This is a genomic window from Nocardia sp. 2TAF39 (genome assembly GCF_052114905.1).
Lineage (GTDB): Bacteria > Actinomycetota > Actinomycetes > Mycobacteriales > Mycobacteriaceae > Nocardia.
The window spans coordinates 60,948-86,748 of the sequence record NZ_JBFRFQ010000008.1 but is presented as its reverse complement, the minus strand read 5'-3'; the positions used below and the strand labels follow the sequence as shown (position 1 = coordinate 86,748).

Annotated in this window: 1 protein-coding gene; it reads right to left on the bottom strand. The window is 65.6% G+C overall.

The genetic code is table 11. The annotated features are described in order from the left end of the window. Window positions 1–48: 48 nt before the first annotated feature. Window positions 49–24,525, bottom strand: coding sequence for a non-ribosomal peptide synthase/polyketide synthase (locus tag AB4Z47_RS07280; protein WP_441948921.1), 24,477 nt, complete (start codon window positions 24,523–24,525; stop codon window positions 49–51). Window positions 24,526–25,801 lie beyond the last annotated feature (1,276 nt).

The following is a 25,801-nucleotide window of genomic DNA, read 5'->3' as shown; positions in this document are numbered from 1 at the left end:
TGCAGGCGACTGTCCTGCGGTTGTCGAGCCGGAGTTGCCGAAGAGTCGTCAGCATTCGTTCATGAACCTTTCGAGGATCGGGCAAACGACGGACAGTGCGTACGGGTGGGTCATCTCGAGGTGACGAGCGTCGACGACCATGTTGTGAATATCGCCCGCGATGTAAGGTCGCCACGTCTGTGCCACAGCATCGTGGTCTACGCGGTCTTTTCCTGCCGTAAAGAAGACCAGGTCTCCGTCGAAGACTCCCGGCCGGTAGTCGTGCGCGATGCCGCTCGCGGTCTCGAAGCTCTCCATCACCCGATCGGCCTGGTCGGCGGTGAACATTCCGGTTCCGGTCACCTGGTCACGAATGACCGCCCATGCTTGCTCGGGGGTCTCCGCCGTCACCTCGTCGCCGAGGTCGAACAGCTCTCGCCAGCCGCCGAGCAGGTCGGCCATCAACTGTCCGGGCGCGGCCTCCTCCTCGGTGGTGATCGTCGACGCGGCCAGCTCCTCCTCGGAACCGGCGGCGCTGTCCAGCATGGCCAGCATGCCGACCTGCTCACCATCGCGCTGGAGTCGTACCGCCATGGCATGCGCGATCGCACCGCCCAACGACCATCCGAGCAGGTGATACGGGCCGCTCGGCTGTGCTCGGCGAATCTCGGCCACATAGCGTTCGGCCAGTTCGTCCACGGAGTCCGCAGGTGGTTCGCCCTCGACCACGTGCGGATCCTGCAAGCCGTAGATCGGCCGATCCTTGTGCAGATGTTCGACCACGCCGCCGTAGGACCACGCCAACCCGCCCGCAGGGTGCACGCCGAATACCGCGGGCTTCGGGCCGCTCGCACGCAGCGGAAGCAACACTTGCAGACCGGAGCCGCCCTCAGCGTCGTCGGCTCTGACCGCCAACGCCTTCGGCGTCGCATCGTCGAACATCCACGGCAATGCGATCGTCACACCGCGAGCACGCAGCTCGGTCACCACCATTGTGGCCAGCAGCGAATTGCCACCCAGGTCGAAGAACCCGTCCGATGCCCCGACCCGCTGGACTCCCAGGACCTGGGCGTAAACGTCGCTGATCACTTTCTCCGTATGAGTCCGGGGCGCGACGAACTCATGCGCCGGTACGTCGAAATCGGGAGCGGGCAATGCCTTTCGGTCGAGTTTGCCGTTGACCGTCAACGGCAGTTCAGGCAAGACCATGATCGCCGACGGCACCATGTAGCTCGTCAACACCTGAGCAGCGGTCTCCCGGACCTCGCCCGGATCGACCTGCTGACCGTCGACACCCACGACATAACCGATCAGCTGATCCACGCCACGATCATGACGATGCACTGCCACCGCCGCCCGTGTGACGAGCGGATGGCGGAGCAGCGCCGACTCCACCTCTCCCATTTCGATCCGGAAACCGCGCAACTGCACCTGCGCGTCGGCCCGGCCGACGTACAGCAGCTCCAGCCCGGTCGCGGTCTTCCGCCACCGGCCGACATCCCCTGACCGATACAACCGGACACCATCCGGATCGAACGGGTTCGCCACGAATCGACCCGCCGTCAACGCCGGAGCTCCCAGGTAGCCACGCGAAAGTTGGCCACCTGCCACATAGATTTCCCCAGCGACGCCGATCGGCACCGGATGCAGCCGGTCGTCGAGCACATACACCTGCAATCCTGGCAGCGGCGATCCGATCCCGGCCACACCCGCCGCACCGACCTCGCAGAATGTCACATGCACAGTCGTCTCGGTGATCCCGTACATGTTCACCAATCGCGGCGATTTCGGCTCGTGCGCCGCGAACCAGCCGGTCAACCGCGACGCATCCAACGCTTCACCACCGAAAACGACATATCGCAAAGCGAGATCGCCAGCAGGGCAACCGGATTCCTGATACACACGCTCTGCCTCGGCGAACCCGTAGAACGCCGACGGGGTCTGACTCAACACCGTCACGCGCTCCCGCGCCACGACGTCCACCAACGCCTCCGGCGACCTGGACGTGTCGTAATCGACAACGACCAGTTTGCCGCCGGACAGCAATGCGCCCCAGATTTCCCAGACCGTGAAATCGAAAGCGTACGAATGGAACATCGTCCACACGTCACCGGCGCCGACGTCGAATCGCTCGGCCGCGTTGGTGAACAACGTGACCACTTCTCGATGGCTCACCGCGACCCCCTTCGGGCGGCCTGTGGACCCCGAGGTGTAGATCACGTAGGCGACATTGTCCGGGCGTACACCCGACACCACCGGATCGGAACTATTAGCGACGGCGTCCACGCAATCCTCGACGAGCACCACCGGCGCCGCGTACTCCGGTACCGCCGACACCATGTCAGCCGACGTCAATACGGCTGCCGGGCCTGCGTCGTCGAGCATGAACTGCAATCGCTCCTGCGGATAGGCCACGTCCAGCGGCAGATACCCCGCGCCCGCTCGCAGCACTCCGAGCAGGCCCACGATCAGCTCGATCGACCGCGGCAAGGCCACTGCCACCAGCGATTCCGGTCCCACGCCGTGCTCGGTCAGCCGAGCGGCCACCACGGCGGAGCGCTGATCCAGCTCCGCGTAGGTCAGCTGCGACTCACCATGAGTAACCGCAACCGCATTCGGCTGTGCGACCGCGCGGGCAGCGAACAGCTCCGCGAGCGTCGCGTCCGTGACCCCGACGCCGTCGTCCCCGGCCGCAGCCAGCAATTCGCCCCGCTGCACCGGATCCACGAGATCGATATCGCCGACCACGACCCGCGGATTCGCGGTCACCTCCTCCAGGATCCGCACATACGCATGCGCGAACCGACTGATCGTCTCCTCGACGAAGAGGTCGGTGGCAAAGGTCAGTCGTCCTATCATGCCGGCCGGACGCCCCTGGTCGGTGAACCGTTCGACAAGCTTCACGCTCAGGTCCGCCTGCGCCTGCTCGAAACCGTTCTCGACGGGCTCGACGGTGAGGCCCGGCAGCTCCAACGCGGCCTTACTCAGATTCTGGACGTCGAGAATCACCTGGTACACCGGAAGATGCGCGGTGGACCGTGGCGGATTCAGTGCCTCGACGATCTGCTCGAAGGGCACATCCGCATGTGCGAACGCGGCCAGGTCCGTCTCACGCGTCGCGACGAGCAATTCAGCGAACGGCTGCTGCGACAACACCCGCGACCGCAACACGACCGTGTTGACGAACATGCCGATCAGATCGTCGAGTTCGCGCTCCCCGCGGCCGGCCACCGGTGTGCCCACCGCGACGTCGTCGACGCCTGCCAGCCTGGACAGCAGGACGGTCAACGCGGCGTGCAAGACCATGAAAGCCGTCACGTTCGCCTCGCGCGCGACCGCGTCGATCCGCGCCCGCAACTGGGCAGAAATCTCGAATTCGACTGCGGCGCCGCGCATGGACGCGACCGGTGGTCGAGGCAGGTCGGTCGGCAACTCGAGCAACTCGGCCAGCCCGCCGAGCGTGTCTTTCCAGAATCGCAGCTGTCGGGACATCAGCGAGTCGGGATCGTGCTCATCGCCGAGCACCTCGCGCTGCCACAACGAGTAGTCCGCGTACTGGACCGGAAGGACCGGCCACATCGGCTCTGTCCCTTCCCTACTCGCCTGGTAGGCCGCTGCCACGTCCCGTGCGAGCGGCATCATCGACTGTCCGTCGGCGCAGATGTGATGCACAGTGATCACCAAAACGTGATCACGGGCACCGAGGGCGAACACCTCGACAGACAACGGAGGCGCCTGTGTCACATCGAAGCTCGCCGAGACGGCGGCGGCGGCCCGCTCCATGACATTCTCTTCGTCAACCCCGACCGGAGTCAGTACCGGTGCGACGTCTTCGACCGGCACCACGACCTGATGAGGCGTTCCGTCGGTCATCGGGAACTTGGTGCGAAGCGACTCGTGCCGGTCGATGACCAGTTCGCACGCACGCCGCAACGCATCGATGTCGAGCTCGCCTTTGAGCCGAATCACCAGCGGGATGTTGTATGCGCCGACCGAGGTGTCGAACTGATTGAGGAACCACATCCGCTGTTGTGCAGGCGAAAGCGGCACAAGAGCAGGCCGAGTTCGTGGTATCAGCGGTACTCGAACGCTCCGATCGAAAGTAGCCAGACGAGCGGCGAGCTCGGCGACAGTAGATGCTTCGAACAGGTCCCGGACACCGATGCTCACTTCGAGTGCCGTGCTCAACTGGGCAATCGCCCGCGTTGCCGACAGCGAATTGCCACCGAGGTCGAAGAAGCTGTCGGTTGCTCCTATCCTTTCGATGCCCAAGACGTTCCCGAACACCTCCGCGACGCGCCGCTCGGTATCGTCGCGCGGGGCGATCCACTCCCGGCCGTCCGAGAATTCCGGCTTGGGAAGCGCCAGGCGGTCGAGCTTGCCGGTCGTGGTGAGCGGGAGTTCGGCGAGAACCATGAACGCGTCGGGCACCATGTGCGAGGGCAACCGCAACCGTGCGGTAACCCTGACGTCGCTTGGATCCACATCCTCGTCGCTGACGAGGTAGCCGACGAGGCGGTCGATGCCGCGCTCGTCCTTCCGCAACGCGACGACCGCGTGTTCTACCCCGGGATGTCCGGCGAGGACGGCTTCGATTTCGCCGAGTTCGATACGTTGACCGCGGATTTTGACTTGGAAGTCGGTGCGGCCGAGGTATTCGAGGGTGTGATCGGTGGTCCAGCGTGCCAGGTCGCCGGTGCGGTACATCCGTGCGCCCGCCGCACCGAACGGATTCGCCACGAACGCCACCGCCGTTGTCGCAGGCCGGTTCACATATCCACGTGCCAGCTGCACACCTGCGACGTACAGCTCCCCCACTACCCCGACCGGCACCGGCCGCAACCATGCATCCAGCACGACAGCTTCGACACCACGGATCGGCCCACCGATGGTGACCAGCTCGCCGACACGCAACGGGCCGCTGATTCCGACCAGGATCGTGGTCTCGGTCGGCCCGTACCCGTTGAACAGCCGCCGCCCCGGCGCCCACACCGCGACCGTATCGGCCGATACCGCCTCCCCACCGGCCACGAGCACCTGCAACGAATCCAATCCGGCAGGCGACATCGTCGCCAACACACTCGGTGTCACGAACGCGTGCGATACCTGATGCGTGCGTATCAACTCCGCCAACTCCGCGCCGGCGAACACATCCGCCGGCGGCACCACCAGCGAAGCGCCATTCGCGTGGGCCCACAGCACCTCGAGAACCATCACGTCGAAACCCGGAGCCGCCACCTGCAGCACCCGCGACCCACTGTCCAGCCGGAAACGGTCACGCTGCTCGGCCGAGAAATTGGCCAACCCCTCGTGCGGGACCACAACGCCCTTCGGCGTCCCGGTCGAACCCGAGGTGTAGATCACGTATGCCGCATCCCGAACATGCAGCGCACGCACGCGATCCGCATCGGTAACAATCGCCGACGATCGAGACGAGATCGACGCCTCGGTGTCCGGATCGTCGAGAACCATCGGCCGGACCCGGTCAGGAAGCAGGTTCCGCGATGTCTCGATCGTCATCGCGACCCGCACGCCGGAGTCCGCAATCATGTGTGCGACGCGCTCGGCCGGGTTCCGAGGATCGACCGGCACGATCGCAGCGCCCGCCTTGGTCACGGCCCACACCCCGACCGCGAACTCCAACGAACGCGGGATCGCCAGCGCAACCTGATCCCCCGGGCCGACACCCCAACCGATCAACTCGCGCGCCACCCGGTTCGACCACTCGTCCAACTCGGCGTAGGACACCGTGCGCTCGCCCGAAATCAATGCCACCGCAGCAGGGTTCACATCCACGCCGGCAGACAGCAACTCCGGCAGCACGCGCGGCGCCTCGGCACTACCACCCGAGGCCGGCACCAATTCACACCGCTCACCAGCCGACAACAGGTCGACCGCGCCGAGCCGCGCTTGCGGATCGGTCGTGATAGCGCGCAGAACGGTTTCGACGCGGGCGGCAAGACCGGACGCCGTCACCGCATCGATACGGGACTGCTGGTAGCGGATTCGGACGTGCAACTCGTCGGTCTGGTGCGCCTGAACGGTGATCGGGTAGTGCGCAGCGTCACTTCCTTCCGCCGAGACCACCCGCATACCGTCGATGTCGGCGTCGCCGAGGCCGCTACTGTCGACTGGATACGACTCGAAGACGACAAGCGTGTCGAACAACTGGGCAGCGCCCACGGCCGACATGATCTGCGACAGTTCGACGTAGTGATGGTCGAGCAGACGGGTGTTGTCCGCCTGCAATCGGTTCAGCGCGTCCTCGATGGTCCAGTCCCGGCACACGTTCACACCAATCGGAACCGTGTTGATGAACAGGCCGATCATCGACTCCACGCCCGGCAGTTCGGCGGGACGCCCGGAGACCGTGCTACCGAACACCACACGTTCGACGCCGAGCAGGTTCCCCAGGACCACCGCCCAGGCGAACTGCACAATCGTCGCCATCGTCACCGCTTGTGCCCGAGCGAACTCCACCAACTCCGCCGTGACGGCGCGATCGAGAACAATCGCGAGATCGATCGGTATATCTACGGTCGTGTCCGTACGCGAGTCCGCGATCAGCGTGGGTTCGGTGAAATCGCGCAGCACATCTCGCCAGGCTTCGATGCCTGTGGACCACTCGCGCCGGTCCAGCCATTCCAGGTAATCACGGTACGACGCCACCGCAGGCAACAGATCCGCCTGAGTGTCCACCGCGTACAGGCCGATCAGCTCACGCCACAGCAGAGGCAACGACCAGCCGTCCAGCAGGAGGTGGTGTGCCGTCAACACCAGCCGGAAGTCTTGCGGCGCTATAGCAACGATCAGGAATCGCAACAGCGGCGGATCCGCGGGATCGAATGTGACCGCCCGCTCGGCCGCGATCAGCTCATCCAGTTCCATCGGGCTGTCGGTCAAATCGACGCTGCGCCAGCACACGGCGGTGTCGGCGGGAACAACCTGCACAGGAACGCCGTCGGCCGTGCGGGTGAAGGCGGCGCGCAGGTTGAGATGGCGCTCGAGCAAGGCTGTCGCAGAACGCTCGAACCGGCTCTCGTCGACTTCGCCGGCCAGGGCCAGCACCGATTGTGCCGTGTAAACGTCGAGTTCGCCTGCGGCGAGTTCGGCGTGGAACAGCAGCCCCGCCTGCAACGGCGCCAGCGACCACACGTCGGACAGCGGTCCGTACCGGTCGGCGAACGCGTCCAGGTCGGACTGGGTGACATCGACGAGCGGAACGTCTGCTCGGGAGAGTCCCCAGTCATCGTTCGCGCGGGCCGCTGTGGCGATCCCGGTCACGGCGTCTACCCATTCGCCGACGAGTTCGGCCACGTCATCGTGGTCGAGCAACCGCGAGGCGTAGCCCACGTGCGCCGACAGCTCAGGTCCGGCCTCCGCGTCCACGAGGTTCACGTCGATCGTGATGGCGGCTGCCGCAGGCATTTCCGGATCGAATGCCGCCCGTCGATCGAACTGCTCGTCGGTCGGAATCCACGCGACATCCGACAGCGTTGTGAGATCGACACCGACGCGGCCGAGATTGTTGAAGCTGATCTGCGGCTCCGGCGACGCTGCGAGCCGGTCGGCCGTGTCGGTGTTCAGATAGCGCAGCAGACCGTAACCAATCCCCTTGTCGGGGATGTCGCGCAACTGGTCTTTCACAGACTTCACCGCCGCGCACAGGTCAGCGTCCTCGATTCCGCTCAGGTCGAGCGCAACCGGATACGCGTTGGTGAACCAACCCACGGTGCGTGAGACGTCTGCTCCCGCGGCAATCTGCTCCTCACGGCCATGGCCCTCGAGCATGACTTTCACGCCCGCATGTGCGACACCGCGCCGCCTGCGCCAGCGTGTCACCGCCACGGCGAGACCGGCCAGTAGCGCATCGTCGACGCTGCCGCGAACAGCGTCGGGCAGCGCGACGAGCAACGCCGAGGTCACCTCCGGCGGGATGGACACCGCCAGATGCCGCACAGTCGACTGGGTGTCGACGGCGGGATCCAACACCGCACGGCCGAGCAGTGGATCGGCCCCCGCGCTCATCCGATGCCACAGCTCGAACTCGTCCACGCGACCCGCAGCGGCAGTCGCCAACGCGTGCGCCCACCGGCGCATGGATGTGCCCTCCGCGGGCAACTCCACCGGTCGCCCCTGCGTGATCTGCTGCCAGGCGGCCACGAAGTCGGGGATCAGGATTCGCCATGACACACCGTCGACAGCCAGGTGATGAATCACGATGAGGGCACGGGCATCGGCATCGACGCCCGATCCGGGAAGCAGACACACGACCTGCAGCATTCGGCCCTCGGCTGGATCGAGACGGTCGGATGCCTCGGCCAATGCCGCTTCCACCACGGCGGTGAAACCGTCGCTGCCTGGAACCTGGTCCGCACGGAATGTGCGGCTCGACACCGAACCCGCGGCATCGGCGGCGCTTTCGGGCAGCACGTCCAGCCGTCGTTCACGCAGCCTCGAGCGCAGCATGCCGTGCCGTTCGAGGATCGCCTGCACAGTCGCGGTCACGTCCTCGACTCGCGCGGCCCGCGGCAAGCGCACCAGCATCGACTGGGCGAACCGATCGGCGGCCCCGAGTCGATCGGTGAAGAAGGACACGATCGGCGTCAACGGGATTTCGCCGACACCACCCCCGGGCAACTCCTCGAGCGACACCCGTTCAGCGGCTTCGGCCACTCGCGCCAGCCCGCGAACGGTCTTGCGCTCGAAGATGTCCCGAGCAGTGACGATGACACCTGCGGACTTCAGTCGGGACGCCAACTGGATCGACATGATGGAATCACCGCCGAGGGCGAAGAACGAGGTTGTCGCGCCGACCGACGTAATTCCGAGTACGTCCGCGAAGACGGTGGCGATAGTGCGTTCCAGGTCGGTCGACGGCGCGACGGCATCATCTCCGGCGATCTCGAAGACGGGTTCCGGCAGCGCTTTTCGATCCACCTTGCCGGTCGAGGAGAGCGGCATGCGGTCGAGCACCGTGATTGTGGAGGGCACCATGTGCGTGGGCAACACGGCAGCCACATGATCGAGTACGGTGCTCGGTTCGACGACCGTTCCGAGTTCCGGCACGATGTACGCGGCGAGCACAGGTTGCCCGCCCGGTCCGCTGCGACTCACCGTCACAGCGGAGGCCACCCTCGGATGCGCGAGCAGCGCGGCGTCGATCTCGCCGAGTTCGATCCGCTGGCCACGAATCTTGACCTGGAAATCGATACGACCGATGTATTCGAGCGTGCGCTCTGCGGTCCAGCGGACGATGTCGCCGGTACGGTACATCCGGGAACCCGGACCACCGTATGGATTCGCCACGAACGCACCTGCGGTCGTCGCAGGCCGATTCAGGTACCCGCGCGCCAACTGGGCACCCGACAGGTACAGTTCGCCCGCTGTTCCGACCGGGACCGGCCGCAACCGGCCGTCCAGGACCATAGCCTCCGCACCGCGGATCGGACCGCCGATCGTGATCACGTCGGTGGCCTCGACCGGATCACTCATCGTGATCACGATCGTCGTCTCCGTCGGGCCGTAGATATTGTGCAACCGCCGGCCCGGTGCCCAGGCGGCGACGAGATCCGGAGCCACCATTTCGCCGCCGACGGCGAGCATCCGCACCGACTCGAGGTCGGCCGGCGACATCGTCGCCAACACACTCGGTGTCAGGAACGCATGCGACACCTGATGCGTCCGAATCAACTCGGCCAGCTCCTGGCCGCCGAACACGTCCGGTGGCGACACCACCAACGACGCGCAGGCCGCATGCGCCATCAACGCCTCGAGCAGGACCGCATCGAAGGCGGGCGCCGCTACTTGCAGCACACGCGATGTGCGGTCCACCCGATAATGATCACGCTGCTCGGCCGCGAAGTTCGCCAGCCCCTCGTGCGTGACCACGACACCCTTCGGGGTTCCGGTCGATCCGGACGTGTACACCACATACGCCGCATCCTGTATCTGCAGTGCGCGTGGGCGATCCGCATCCGTGACCGTGCCGCCGGGATGGGCTGCGGTCCCGGCGGCCGAACGCGGGTCGTCGAGCACAAGCCATCGGACACCGCCCGGCAGCGATGTGCGGGCAGCCGCGAGCGTAATCCCGACTTCGACACCGGAATCGTTCACCATGTGCGCGATCCGCTCCGCGGGATACCGCAGATCCACCGGGACGAACGTGGCGCCGGTCTTCGCTATCGCCCACATGGCGACGTGATAGTCGACCGACCGCGGCACGGCCAGCGCAACAAACGCTCCCGGTCCGACCTCCCCGGCGAGCAGGTGACGGGCCAGCTGGTTGGCTCGACGGTCGAGCTCCCCGTACGTGATGGTCTCGGTGTCCCCGATCAGGGCGATCGCGGAGGGGTCTGCTGCCACGGTCGACGCCAGCAGATCGGGAAGCAGACACGGACGCATGGTGTCGCCGCCGCGTGCCGGAAGCAGGCGTTCGGCCTCCTCGGCGCTGAGCAGCCCGATGTCCCCTACCGGCCGGGTCGGATCGGAGGTGACCGCTTCGAGGACGCGGATAAACCGCTCGGCGAGCGATTCGGCGGTCGATTCGACGAACAGATCTGTGGCGTAGATGATCTCGCCGTCGATTCCGGCGGGCCGATCGCCGTCCATGCGTTCGCTCACCAACACGGTGAGGTCGGTCTTGGCTTGCGCAATGCCGGGGTCGAGGATTTCGACACCGACACCGGGCAGCTCGAACCGTGCGGCGCGCGTGTTCTGCAAGCCGAACATCACCTGAAACAGCGGCGAATACGCGGTCGATCGTGGACGACCGAGGACGTCGACCAGCCGTTCATAGGGCACATCCGCGTGTGCGAGCGCCTCCAGGTCGACGCCGCGCACCTCCGCCAAAAGTTCCGCGAACGACCGGTCGTCGCGGACCTGCGTACGCAACACCACGGTGTTGACGAACATGCCGACCAGATCGTCCAACTCCCGCCTGCCACGACCGGCGACGGGGGTTCCGACCGAGACATCCTCGCTGTGCGCGGTGCGAGCCAACAGGATCGCCAACGCCGCATGCAGCACGACGAACACAGTGACGCCCGAACGGTGGGCCAGCCGCACGATGTCGTCGTGCAGCCGCGCCGGCATGCCGAAGCGAACGTTGCCACCGGCCATCGACATCGTGGCGGGCCGGGGCCGATCGGTCGGCAGGCCGAGCAGTTCCGGGGCATCGCCGAGCACCTCGGTCCAGTACGCGATCTGCCGCGCGGTCACTGACGTCGGATCGTCTTCGGAACCGAGCATCTCCTGCTGCCACATCGCGTAGTCCGCATACTGGACTTCCAACGGTTCCCACTGCGGTGCAAGACCATTCGCACGAGCCCGGTACGCGGCGAATACATCGCGGGCGAGCGGCGCCATCGACGAGCCGTCCGCCGCGATGTGGTGGACCACGAGCACCAGCACATGATCGTGGGCGCCGGTCTGATACAGCCGCGCCCGCACAGGCGCCGATTCGGCGATATCGAAACCTGCCCCGACGGCATTCCGGATCCGGTCGGCCAGCTCCGTCTCGTCGACGACCGGCTCTGGATCCAACACCAGGTCAGCCGCTATCGCCGCGCCATCCTGGACTACCTGACACGGTTCCCCGTCGACAGCGGGATATACCGTCCGCAATGGTTCGTGCCGGTTCACCACGTCGAGGAACGCCGCGCGCAACGCATCGACGTCCAGCGAGCCGGTCAACCGGGCCGCGAAACAAATGTTGTATGCCGCCGATGCGGTGTCGAATTGGTTGAGGAACCACATCCGGCGTTGAGCCGCCGCCAATGGGACAGCTGCGGGGCGTGGACGCGGTGCCAGCGAATTCACCGTAGAACGGGTTCGCATCGCGATCCGTTCGGCCAATCCGGCAATTGTCGGCTCGTCGAAGATGTCACGGATGCCGACCTCGACACCGAGAGCTGCCTCGGCCCGCGCCGCGATCTGCGCGGCGGAAAGCGAGTTCACACCGATCTCGAAAACGTTCGCCGTCACGCTCACCCGATCGGCGCCCGTGATCTCGGCAACCACATTCGCAAGTGCCACTTCGCGATCGGTGCGAGGCGACACGAATTCCTTGCCGTCATCGAACACCGGCTGCGGCAACGCGGCCCGATCGAGCTTGCCGTTCGCGGTGAGCGGCATCGAATCGAGCACCTGCACACCGGCCGGAACCAGGTACGACGGCAGCGAGCGAGTGAGCTGGTCGCGAATCGCGCGGCCATCGGTCACCGCGCCCGGCACAAGCGTCACATATCCGACGATTCGTTCCGCCGACACGACAGCCACAGCACGCGCGACGTGCGCAACCGCGTACAGCGCCGCTTCGACGTCACCCGGTTCCACTCGCTGACCGCGCACCTTGACCTGGAAGTCACTGCGGCCCACGAACTCCAGCTCCCCGGTTTTCGTCCACCGGACCAGGTCACCGGTGCGATACAGGCGTTCGCCCGGCGCACCGAACGGGTGCGCGACAAAGGCACCAGAGGTGAGGTCGGCACGCGCCTGATAACCGCGCGCCAGCTGGACACCCGACACGTACAGTTCGCCGACGACACCGACCGGCGCCGGTCGCAGCCGCGGGTCCAGCACGTAGACCTTCATGCCGGACACCGGTGCACCGATCGGGACGGTCGCGGGGGTCGTCACACCCGTCAGGCATCGCTGAGCTGTCACGACCTCCGCCTCCGCAGGGCCGTACCAGTTCACCAGATCCGCATTCCCGAACACGCGCGCCGCAGCATCGACAGTGCGCTGCGCGAGCGCCTCACCCGCGACGAATACCCGCCGGATCGACGGCAGCTGTGCACCACCGGTGGATTCGAGGAGAACATCGAGCATCGACGGGACGAAGTGCACCGTGGTGACCTCATGACTTGCGATAACGCCTGCCATGTACACCGGGTCGCGGTGTCCGTCGGGTTCGGCGACGACGATGTGCGCACCGGTCTGCAGTGGCCAGAACAACTCCCACACGGCGATGTCGAACGTGATCGGAGTCTTGTACAGCACCGCGTCGGACGCGCCGTGCGGCCATTGCTGCTGCGCCCACGCCAACTGACTCACGGTCGCGGAATGGGTCAGGGCGACCCCCTTGGGGACGCCGGTGGAGCCGGAGGTGAACAGGACGTAGGCGAGGTTGTCGGACCGAAGCGGTGTCCGGCGTTCCGCATCCGCAATCGGGGCACCGGACAGACCCGTCACGTCCAGTTGATCGATCCGAGCGGACTCGAATCCACCTGGCAGTTCCTCGCCGTCCGCGGATGTCGTGAGTACCATCAGCGGCCGCGCCGCGCGCAGCACGCGGGCGATCCGCACGCTCGGATGATCCGGGTCGATCGGAAGGAACGCGGCGCCTGCCTTCACTACCGCGTAGAGCGTCGTGATGAGCTCGGCCGATCGGCGGATCGCCACCGCCACAACGGTGTCCGGTCCCGCACCGCGCGCGATGAGCCACCGGGCCACACGATTGACGCGGGTGTCGAAATCCTGGTAGGTCAACGTGCTGCCGTCCGGAAAGCGGATCGCTGCACCGTCCGGGGTGCGTGCGACCTGTTCGTCGAAGGCGTCGACAAGGGTGCGACCTTGCACCGCGGGGCCTGCGGTGTCGTTCCATCGCTCGAGCACCTGATGCCGCTCTGCGGCATCGAGCAGCTCGAGCTCACCGACGGCCGAATCGGCATCGGCCACGGCGGCATGCAGAACGCGGACGAATTGATCGGCGAAGCGCCGTACGGAGTCCTCGTCGAACAGGTCCGTGGCATATGTCAGGCGCAGCGTCATGCCGGTCGGCTCGTTGTGTGTGCCGTGTCCCTCCGTCATCATGAGCATCAGGTCGTAGATCGCGGCGCTGTCACCCGGGTCCACGTTCTCCACGGTGAGATTCGGAAGTTCGACGCGAGCCTGCGCCATGTTCTGGTAGGCGAGCAGTACCTGGAACAACGGCGTGTGCGCTGTCGACCGCGCGGGATTCAGCGCATCCACCAACTGCTCGAACGGAACGGTGGCATGGTCGAATGCCTCGATGTCGGTGCGCCGCACCTCATTCAGCAAGCTCATGAATGTCTGCTCGGGCGTGATCCGGGTGCGCATCACCAAGGTGTTGACGAACATTCCGACGAGGTTGTCGAGCGATCTGTCGCCGCGTCCCGCATGGGGCACACCGATGGCGATGTCGTCGCTGCCCGACAGCCTCGACAGCAACACGGCCAGAGCCGTGTGCACCACCATGAACGTCGTGGAGCCGGCTCGACGCGCCAGCGACTCCACCCGTCCCTGCAGCTCACCTGGGATTGTGACGTGCAACACTGCGCCGTGTTGGGTCTGCTCGATCGGCCGCGGCCGATCGGTCGGCAGCTCGAGCAGATCGGGTATGCCCGCGAGTTGGGTTCGCCAGTAGGCGATGTCGCGGGCCACGTGCGAATCCGGGTCGTCCGCCGAGCCGAGCACCTCGCGCTGCCAGAGAGCGTAATCGGCGAATTGCACCGGCAGCGGCGCCCAGTCCGGGGGGTTCCCGCTGGACCGCGCCCGATAAGCGGTCACGATATCGGCGGCCAGCGGCGCCACCGAATAGCCATCGCAACTGATGTGATGCACGGCCAACGCCACTGTCCACGTCGTGTCGGACAGCTGATACAGCGCTGTGCGCAGTGGCACGCCCTTCGACACATCGAATCCGAGGCTCGTGAACTCGGCCAACCGGCGGGTCAGCTCGCGCTCACCGATCGGCTGCGGCGTGAGATCGCACGTCGCGACGACGTCGGCCGCGTCCAGCACGACCTGCGTGGGCGTGCCGTCGACTGCCGGATAGACGGTGCGCAAGCTCTCGTGCCGCTCGATGACATCACCGACCGCCGCTGCCAGTACATCGATTTCGAGGACACCGTCGAGCCGAATCGCGAGCGGCACAACGTATCCGGCCGAGTCGGGATCGAACTGGTTGAGGAACCACATCCGGGTCTGTGCCTGCGACAGCGGAAGGCGATCGGGCCGCGGATTCCGGGTCGGCGCGGGAAGACTCGGCACCGCTCGCAACTGCGAGATACGCTCGGCCAGCTCGGCGACGGTGGGGGCCTCGAATATCACTCGCACCGGTATGGACACGTCGAGGACGTCGCCGACGCGGCTCAGAGCGCGAGTCGCGATGAGCGAATTTCCGCCCAGGTCGAAGAAGTTGTCGTCCGCGCCGATCTCGGGCAGACCGAACAGCTCGCCGAAAACCCCGGCGATGGTCTGCTCGACGAGCCCCCGCGGCGCTCGATACTCCGACTCCTGGGTGCTCGGATCCGGCACGGGCAACGCTCTGTAGTCGACCTTGCCGTTGGCCGTGAGTGGGATCGAGTCGACCCGGACCACCGGTGACGGCACCATATAGGCAGGCAGTCGTTCCAGCAGAAAGCCCCGAACCTGCTTGGCATCGAGTGCCTCTTCGGCCACCACGTAGGCGATCAGGCGCTGCTCGCCGCGATCGGTGCGCACCTGCGCGACGGCCGCACTCACCTGCTCGTGTGCGAGCAGCGCGGCTTCGATGTCGCCGAGTTCGATCCGCAGGCCGCGAACCTTCACCTGCGAGTCGGCGCGGCTGACATATCGCAGGCTTCCGTCCTCGTCCCAGCGAACCAGGTCGCCGGTGCGATACAGGCGAGAACCGGCCGCACCACCGAAGGGGTCGGCGACGAACGCCGCCGCCGTCAGACCGGGATGTTCGTGGTATCCGCGGGCGAGCTGGACTCCCCCCAGATACAACTCACCAGTGACTCCGATAGGCACGGGATGCAGCCGCGAATCCAACACATGGACGACCACGTTCGTCTCAGGGACGCCGATCGGCACCGCGATGCCGTCGAGCGCGTCGATTCGGTGTGCGGTCACGCTGACCGCGGCCTCGGTCGGCCCATAGAGGTTGTCGATGCGCGCATCGCTGAGGTCCCGGAACCGGCGGACAGTGTCGGCGGGAAGCGCCTCGCCGATGCACATCACACGCCGAAGGTTCGGGAACTCGCGAGAGGCGGCCACCTCGAGAAATGCCGAGAGCAATGACGGCACGAAATCCGCTGTGGTCACCCGATACTCGGCCATCAGCCGGGCGACAGCGCTCGGATCGCTGTGCGCGTCGGGACCCGCGACAACCAACGATGCACCACATGTCAACGCGGAGAACAGTTCCCAGACCGAAAGGTCGAAGGTGACCGGCGTTCGCAGCATCATGACGTCGTCGTCGGCGAGCCGGTAGTGATCGCGCATCCACCGGAGTTGATTCACCACGGCGGCGTGCGGCATCGCCACGCCCTTCGGCACACCTGTCGAGCCGGAGGTATAGATGACGTAGGCCAGGTCATCCGCATGCAGCGGCCGAGTCCGATCGGCATCCGTCACCATCGACGCATCCGCGTGCCCGGCGTCGAGCTCCTCGAGCACCCACACCGGCACGTTGTCGGGCAGATTTGCCATGTCGACCAGGCGAGTGAGGACCGCGGTCGGCTGCGCGGCAGCGAGGACGGCACGCACTCGATCGACCGGGTGGTCCGGATCCAGGGGCAGATAGGCCGCACCTGCGGCATGGATCGCGTACAGCGTCGTCAGCAGGTCGACAGAGCGCCGCATCGCCACGGCCACAACGGTTTCCGGGCCTACCCCGCGTCCGATCAACACTCTGGCCAGCGAATTCACCCGCGCCGCAAACTCACGGTAACTGTGCCGGGCGCCGTTCTCCTCGTCGAGCACGGCCGTGCTCTCGGGCGTCGCCGCTGCCTGCGCGGCGAACAAGTCCGCGATCGTCGAGGCCGACGCTCGGGTCGTCACACCTGTCGATCGCGCGGTGAGCTCACGCGCCTCGTGTGCGGTCAGCAGGTCCATATCACCGATGGCGCGCGCGGGATCGGTGACGGCCGCGCGCAACAGCAGCAGGTAGCGGTCGAACATCGAGATGATCGTGGCCTCATCGAACAGGTCTGTCGCGTAACTGAATTCGACTGCCATGTCGCCGGGTTCACCGCCCGGCTCGGTGGCATCGACGAGATTCAAATGCAGGTCGTATTTGGCCACGCTCGGGTCGGCCATGTGGGCCGAAACCGTCAGGCCATCGAACTCGACGGTGGGGATCTCGATGTTCTGGAACGAGAATCCCACCTGCGTCAACGGTGCGTGTGCAGTCGTGCGCGGCGGATTCAGCACCTCGACGAGGCGCTCGAACGGAATGTCGGCGTTCTCGAACGCGGCCAGATCGGCAGCCCGGACTTGATCCAGAACGTGGAGGAACGAGGCGCCCGGCTCGATCTGCGACCTCAGGACCAGCGTGTTGACGAACATTCCGATCAGGCCGTCGAGCCCGGGCTCACCGCGACCCGCGATCGGCGTGCCGACCGCGATGTCACCGGTCCCCGACAGCCGCGCGAGCAAGATCGCGAACGCCGCGTGCGTCACCATGAAGACTGTCGCGTCGTGGCGCCGGGCCAGCGCGACCACGTCACGGTGGAGATCGGCAGGCAGTGCCGCCGACACTGTCGCGCCGCGGAACGACTGCTTCACCGGCCGTGGACGGTCCGTGGGCAGGTCGAGCACTTCGGGCAGGTCGGCGAGAGCCGCCCGCCAATACCCGGTCTGGGCGACGGTCGGGCTATGCGGGTCGTCCTCGGTGCCCAGCAACTTTCGTTGCCACAATGCGTAATCCGCGTATTGCACCGGCAACGGCGCCCACTGCGGCGCCCGCTGCCGAGCGCGGGCCTGGTACGCGGTCATCAGGTCTGCGGCGAGCGGTGCGAGCGACGACCCGTCGATGCTGATGTGATGAACGACGAGAATCAGGATGTGGTCACCCGGTGCGCTGCTCAGCAATGTGATCCGACACGGAACCTCGGATGTGACGTCGAATCCGACCGCCACTTCGGCGGCGATGCACGCCTCGACGTTGCTCTCCGCGACCACGACCGGGGCCAACCGGGGCAAGGCCGCTTCCACCGGGACGATCATTTGGTGCGGTCCGGTGTCGCTGTCCGGGTAGATGGTCCGGAGTGATTCATGTCGGTCGAGCACATCGGCGATTGCCGCGTGCATGGCAGCCACCTCGAGATTTCCCGACATGCGTACGACCAGCGGAACGTTGTACACCGGCGAGCTGGTGTCGAACTGGTTGAGGAACCACATGCGCGCCTGAGCGGGCGACAGCGGAATCCGGTCCGGGCGCTCCTGCGGCACAAGAGGTTCCCGCTCGACCGCGTTGGCGGTCCGAAGATTCTCCGCCAACGCCGCGATGGTCGGCGCCTCGAATACCGCGCGCAATGGAACATCGACGCCGAAGGCGGCGCTCAGTCGCGCTGCGGCCCGGGTAGCAGATAGCGAGTTGCCGCCGAGATCGAAGAAGCTGTCGAGCACGCCGACTCGTTCGATTCCCAGAACTCCCGCGTAGATATCCGCGACGACCTGCTCGGCCGCGTCACGCGGCGCGACGAACTCTGTGGTGGTGGTGGCGAACACCGGTTCCGGCAACGCCGCACGGTCGACCTTGCCCACCGATGACAGCGGCAGCGTATCGAGCACCATGACCGCGTCCGGGACCATGTGCGACGGCAAGCGTTGCGCGGCGTAGTTCAACAGCTCCCCGTTGTCGATGGCGCCGTTCGCGGGCACCACGTACGCGGCCAGTCTCGATCCGCCGTCCGTCGCCACGCCCACTGCCACCGCTGCCGACACATCGGGGTGACCGGCGAGGACGGCTTCGATTTCGCCGAGCTCGATACGTTGACCGCGGATTTTCACTTGGAAGTCGGTGCGCCCGAGGTATTCCAGGGTGTGATCGGGTGTCCAGCGTGCCAGGTCACCGGTGCGGTACATGCGAGTACCGGCAGGACCGTAAGGATTGGCGACGAACGTGGCGGCTGTGGCGGCGGGTTGGTTGAGGTATCCACGGGCCAGTTGCGTACCCGAGAAGCAAAGCTCCCCCGTCACCCCGACCGGGACCGGCCGCAGCCGAGCATCCAACACGACAGCCTCGACACCGCGGATCGGACCACCGATCGTGACCGGGTCGCCGACTCGCAGCGGGTCACTGATCGCGACCATGATCGTGGTTTCGGTCGGTCCGTATCCATTGAACAACCGACGTTCCGGCGCCCACACCGCGACGGTCTCCGGCGATACCGCCTCCCCACCGGCTACCAGCACCTGCAACGAAGCCAATCCGGCAGGCGACATCGTCGCCAACACACTCGGTGTCACGAATGCATGCGACACCCGCTGTGTGCGAATCAACTCCGCCAACTTCGCGCCGGCGAAGACCTCCGGCGGCGACACGACCAACGCGGCACCGTTCGCATGGGACAGCAGCAACTCCAGTACCACCGCGTCGAAGCCCGGGGCCGCCAACTGCAACACCCGCGAGGAACTCACGACCCGGTAGCGTTCGCGCTGCTCAGCCGCGAAGTTCGCCAGCCCCTCGTGCGTGACCGCAACACCCTTGGGGGTGCCTGTAGACCCGGACGTGTACACCACATACGCAGTGTCCGAGACATAGCATGCCCGCACCCGGTCCGCATCCGTCACCACCGCCGAGGAGCGCGCCGCGATAAAGCCCTCGGTGTCCAGGTCATCGAGAACCAACTGTTGGACCTGGTCAGGAAGCAGGTTCCGCGATGCTTCGACCGTGATCGCGAACCGCACATCGGCGTCCGCGATCATATGCGCGACCCGCTCGGTCGGATTCCGAGGATCGACCGGCACGAATGCGGCGCCCGCCTTGGTTACCGCCCACAATCCGACCACGAACTCCACCGACCGCGCCATAGCCAGCGCGACCTGATCACCGGGGCCCACGCCCCTCTCGATCAAGACCCGCGCCACACGATTCGACCAGGCATCCAACTCCCCGTACGACACCACGTGCTCACCCGACACCACGGCCGTCGCCCCTGGATCCCCCACCGACAACAACTCCGCCAACACCCGCGGGCTCTCCGCCGCACCACCTGACGCAGGCACCAACGCCAGCAGCTCACCCACCGACAACAAGTCCGCACCACCCACCGGTGCCTGCGGGTTTGCCACGAACGCCTCGAGGATCCGATTCAATCGGGCGGCAAGCTCCACGACCGTCCCCCGGTCGAACAGATCCGTCGCATAGTTGATCCGCAGTGCGACATCGCCACCGGCGGCGGCGTTTTCGGCGACAGTGACGATGATGTCCACCTTCGCCGGCTCTGGCCCTGGATCCAGAATCTCGACCGTGAGTTCAGGCAGCTCCAAGCTCGCGCGGTCCATGTTCTCGAAAGCGAGATACACCTGGCACAGCGGTGCGTACGCCATGGACCGTTTCGGATCGAGTTCCTCCACGACGCGTTCGTACGGCAGGTCGCTGCAGGCGAAGGCATCGGCATCGATCTCTTTGACCCGAGCCAGGAACGCGGTGAACGATTCGTCGACACGGACCTCGGTGCGCAGTGGCACAGTGTTGACGAACATACCGATAAGCGGTTCGAGCGCGCGTTCGCCCCGCCCCGCGACCGGCGTGCCGATGGTGATGTCCGATGAGCCCGACAGGCGAGAAAGCAGAACAGCCAGCGCGGCATGGACGACCATGAAGGTCGTGACATGCGTCGTGCGAGCCAATCGCTCGATCCCCGCGAAGGTGTCGGCCGGGATCACGGTGTCCGCGACGTCGCCGCGCATGGACTGGCGGGCTGGACGCGGACGGTCGGCCGGAAGTTCCAGCACCGGCGGCATTCCCGCCAGCTGCTCTGCCCAGTAACGCAACTGACGTGACGCGAGCGAGTCCGGATCGTTCTCGTCGCCGAGCAGGCTGCGATGCCAGATGCTGTAGTCGGCGTATTGCACCGTCAATGGCTGCCAGTCCAGCGTTTTTCCTTCTGACCTCGCCCCGTAGGCGGTCGCGACATCGGCCGCGAGTGGTCGGAGGGATGATCCGTCGCAGCAGATATGGTGCAGGACGACGACCAAAACATGACGCAGACGGTCGGCTGTCGCCAGCAGCGCGACCCGGATCGGCGGACGCTCGCGCACGTCGGTCCCGATCGACGCCAGCTCGCGAATCCGGTTCACGATATCGTCGCTGTCGGTCGGCTTCGGGGTCAGATCGAGTTCGGCGACAACCTGCTCGGCCGACAGAATGACCTGTGTCCCTTCCCCGTCCACGGCAGGATAGAACGTGCGCAGCGACTCGTGCCGATCGATCACGTCCGTCAGGGACGCACGCAACGCCGCGGCGTTGAGGCGTCCGGTCAACTGCACCACCAGCGGAATGTTGTACGCCGCGGACGCCGGGTCGGCCTGATTGACCAACCACATCCTGTTCTGCGCGGGCGACAGTAGCAGCGGCTCGACCCGCTGGGCCGCCCTGAGCGCGGGCCGGTTGGGGCGGTGCCCATCCTCGATATGCGCGGCGAGTTCGGCGACAGTCGGTCTACCGAACAGATCGCGGACCGACACGTCGCATCGGGTCACCTCGGCGATGCGCACGGCGGCACTGGTCGCGGTCAGCGAATTACCGCCCAGTTCGAAGAAACTGTCCAGCACGCCTACCCGCTCCGTACCCAGAACCTCGGCGAAGACGTCGGCGATCGACTCCTCGACCACCGTACGCGGAGCCACATACGCCGCGGCCGAATCGAACACCGGTTCCGGCAGCGCACGCAGGTCCAATTTGCCGTTGACTGTCAGCGGCAACGCCGACAACACGACAATGCTCGCCGGCACCATGTATTCCGGCAGCAGTGTTCCGACGTGGGCGCGAAGGGAGTCGGCAGCACAGTCCATGTCGCCGGCGGGCACGACGTATCCGACGAGCCGTGCCGCCTCCGTGCCAGGGAGATGCACGACAACGACCGCCGCCGAGACAGCGCTGTGCGTCAACAGCGCGTTGCGGATCTCGTCCAACTCGATGCGGAACCCGCGCAGCTGCACCTGCTGGTCGGCGCGGCCGCGGTATTCCAGCTCGCCGCGGTGATTCCATCGTGCGACATCGCCGCTGCGATAGAGGCGCTCGCCCGGCTTGCCGAACGGGTCGGCGACGAAGCGTCCCGCGGTCAACGAAGGTCGGTTGAGATAGCCGCGGGCGAGTTGGCCTCCCGCGACATAGATCTCGCCCCAGGCTCCCAGCGGAGCCGGGCGCAACTGCTCATCGAGGACATATATCCGCACACCCGGCAATGGCGGGCCGATCGTGCTCGGCGCACCCGGCACGGCGATGTCCGGTGTCAGGCCGAGATAGGTGAGGATGACCGTGGTTTCGGTGATCCCGTAGCTGTTGGCCAGCATGGGCAGGTTCGGGTTGTGTTCATACCAGTCCGCCAATGCCGCCGGGTTGAGAGCTTCGCCCGAGAGGTAGACCAGGCGAAGGACGAGTTCGCCATCGGGCTCGCCTGCCTGCACGTACCGCTGCTGTGCGGAGGCGAATTGATTGAATGCCGAGGGCGTCTGGTTGAAGTGGGTCACCTTCTCGCGGGCCACGAGGCGCACGAGGTCGTCGGGTGAACGCGTGGTGAGGCTGTCCACGACGACGACACGGCCACCAGTGACCAACGCGCCGAATATTTCCCACACCGAATAGTCGAACGCGATCGAATGGAAGAACGTCCAGACGTCGTCGGATCGGACTCCGATCTCGGCACACGCGTTCACCAAGTAGCTGGCGACAGCGCGATGGGGTATCGACACCCCCTTCGGTCGACCGGTCGATCCCGACGTGTAGATGACGTAGGCGAGGTTGTCGGAACCCAGCGAGGCGGTCCGATCGGCATCAGTGATCGGACCCGAGGCATCCTCGCGGTCGTCAGCGATAACATCGTCGAACAGCACCACGCGGCGGCGATCGCCCGGCACGTGCTCGCGCATGCTCCGGTTCGTCACGACAACGACCGGATCGGCATCGTTCAGGACGTATTCGAGCCGATCGGCCGGATGAGCCGCGTCCAACGGCAGATACCCTGCGCCCGCCTTCAGCACGGCCAGCACGACGACGATCAGATCGGCATCCCGTGGCATCGCGATGGCTACCAGTGAATCCGGCCCCGCGCCGAGGGCGATGAGCCTGCGTGCGAACCGGTTGGACCGCTCGTCCAGCTGACGGTAGGTGAGGGCAGTCGCGCCCGATGTGACGGCTACCGCGGACGGTGTAGCCGCAGCCTGTCGCGTGAGCAGATCCACCAGTGTCTCGGAGGGCGATTCGCCGTCGTGGCCTGCGAGTTCCTCGACGATTCGCAGCTGCTCGACGGGGTCGAGGAGCTGGATGTCGACGATAGGGGTTTCTCTGGGCGAGACCATCATCCGCTGCAGGAACTCGATGAACCGGTCTGCGTGCGATTCGAGTTCTTCCTGGCCGTACAGATTCGAGTTGCCGTGCAGTTCGATCAGCAGCGGCGCATCGGCACCGGAGCGGTACAAGTTCAGCTGCAGGTCGTCGAGCGCCCCCGAAGTCAGTGCCCGGTATCGGCCGACGGCCGACCCGAGGCGAATCTCCGAGTCGAAGAACAGGATATTGACGATCGGACCGAATGAGTTCGCTGCCGCGTCCAGCGCGTTCGAGTCGCGGCGCAGATCCTCGAACCGGTAGAGCTGGTGCCGCATCGCCGAGACGAGTTCGGACACCGAAGCGCGAACCAACTCCTCGACGGTCGTGGTCGCATCGATGGTGAATCGAATCGGCACCATATTCGCCAACATCGCGGCGGCATTGCGCAGGCGCTTCGTTACTCGCCCGCTCACCGGCATCGACAGCACCACATCGTCGGTACGTGTCATCCGGGCGAGGAACGCCCCGAACGCGGCGACCACGACCTGCGCCGGCGATGCTCCCAGGTCGTCAGCGAAGCGATCGAGCAGTTCGGACAACCGCGACGGAAGCTGATTGCCGGCTACGCGGTCGACTTTGCTCGCGCGCGCGGTGCGGCCGGACAGACTCACCGGCGTAGGAAGGTCGGCAACCTTGTCGAGCCAGTACGCCTTGTCGTTTTCGAACCGGGAGCTGGCGCGATATGCGCGCTCCGCTTCGATGACGTCGCGTAAGCCGGCCGCCACCAACCGGGCAGGGGGCCTGTTCTCGACGATAGCGTTGTAGTGCTCGGCCATCCGGCTCACGACATTGAACGCGCCGTAACCGTCGATCACGAGGTGATGGGCACGCCCGTACCAGAGGTACCGGTTTTCGGCGAGCCGGATGAGCCGCATCGCGGTGAGGCGGTCACGGCTGAGGTCGACAGCCTTGGTGTTGTAGTCGTGGCGCATCCAATCCATCGCCGCCGCGAACGGATCGTCCGCACCACTGACATCCAGCACAGACTCGTCGTAGACGATGCTGCGGTCGACGAATTGGTATGGGCGACCGTCGGACTCGACTACCCGTACCACCAGGGATTCGGTCTCATGCCCGGCCTTGTTCACCGCCCGGCTGAATGCATCGAGGTCTACCGGGCCTTCGATCTCGACGTACTGCGCGATGTTGACAGCCGGTCCGCCGGGCATGTTGTCCGCGAACCACATGCCGTACTGCGCCCTCGAGAGCGGAATCAGACCCAGATCGTGGTCGCCGGTTCCGGCTGACTGCAGATTCATCCTATGACCCCTCATTCAGACTCGGAGGCACGGAGGCACGGCGGTACAACGCCACCCTGCCCGTGTCCGACATTTGCCGTTATATGCACTTCGTCTACGTCGAAGCGGCGCGAACCCCTGCTCCCGAACGCGCCGATCATGTACCGCGTGTAACCCACTCCGTCCGCGCCCCGGAAGCCGAACCGAGCGCCGACCGGCCTTGTACGGCGACCACCCACCTCTCATTTACCGATGTTTTCCAACATCTCAAATCCGAAAAGCAGGACTTTTGGACTGCGGATGAGCGTCCAGGTCCACGTACGATCAGCTATCTAACAGCATTCGCGCTCAGTCTAGACACACCAAACCCTCAAACCTCTGCGGAAGGCGGGCGTTTCGATCTTTGGTTCGCAGGAAGCGGCCGCGTGGACCGCGCTCGATCCTGTCACACGGATGCCGAGAACTCCGCAAAAGTTCCTGCCATCGAAGGGATTCGGTGCAAACTGCCCGAACTGGACACATCGATGATGCGCAGGACATCCTCGGCTACGGTGCTGATCCGGCTACAGACGGCTGCAGGCTCACCCGTCGACGCCAGACGTTTCGGCGGCCGCAGGCACGCCGCGCCACCTCCCAGGTGTTCCTATAGAGAAGCATGGCAATGGCATGGCAATTGCAAACTACGTCATCTGAATCAGGAATTGTTACCCATTCCTACAAGGGCGCGAAGTGAATTCGACACCGCCATGCCCGTCGTCGAAACCGACGTGTGCCATGCTTAGTCGACAATAATTCATCGGATATCTTCTCCAGATATCCGACCATCCCTTGCGACGTGATCGGGACTGGCCCGATTCGACGGAACGATGGAGTGGGCAATTTCGGGCCGGATGCGTTCGAGGTTTCATTTTCAACGGGACAGTCGTGCGATTTACCACCGGCGGTGCCCCCCGTGCGATCCAGGCGACAACCGGACGTCACGCGCCGCGTAGATCAGCCGCGCATTGCCCAACCACGTTGGGGGACAGTGTTTCTACGACACTTTTGGACCGATCGAATGGTTCGGCCGAAGGCCCCGGCGGTGTCACACCGCCACCGGGACCACCTACAGAGACTTACGAACAAAGGCGTTCGAGATCACGAAACAGACCCCCATGGATGCGTGACACGGCAGGCGATCAATCCAGACAGGCGGGAGCGGGTCGAATGATGCCGGCCAATTACATTCCCACTTGGGCGAAGTTGGCCGGGGCGCACTTGCGACAAGCCTCCAACGGTGTCGATAATCGCAGGCCTG